The 426-nt window shown below is 52.1% G+C and carries 1 rRNA gene; it reads right to left on the reverse strand.

Annotated elements, in window-relative coordinates:
- Nucleotides 1–426: ribosomal RNA gene (locus GVL05_RS19880) — 23S ribosomal RNA — on the reverse strand; the annotation flags it as partial.

Below are 426 nucleotides of genomic sequence, written 5' to 3' on the forward strand. Positions count from 1 at the left end.
CTCACCCTCTTTGTCGCTACTCATGTCAGCATTCGCACTTCCGATACCTCCACGACCCATTACCAGATCGCTTCACAGGCCTACGGAACGCTCCGCTACCGCGTGATCGTAAACGATCACACCCTAAGCTTCGGTGCATCACTTTAGCCCCGTTACATTTTCGCCGCAGGAACCCTTAATTAGACCAGTGAGCTGTTACGCTTTCTTTAAAGGATGGCTGCTTCTAAGCCAACCTCCTGGTTGTTTTGGGATTCCCACATGCTTTCCCACTTAGTGATGACTTGGGGACCTTAGCTGTAGGTTAGGGCTGTTTCCCTTTTGACGACGGACCTTAGCACCCGCCGTCTGTCTGCCGGATAAGTCTCGTTGGTATTCGGAGTTTGGTTAGAATTGGTAGATCTCGCGACCCCCGCATCCATCCAGTGC

Source organism: Curtobacterium sp. 18060 (assembly GCF_902706105.1).
In the GTDB taxonomy this organism is placed as follows: domain Bacteria; phylum Actinomycetota; class Actinomycetes; order Actinomycetales; family Microbacteriaceae; genus Curtobacterium.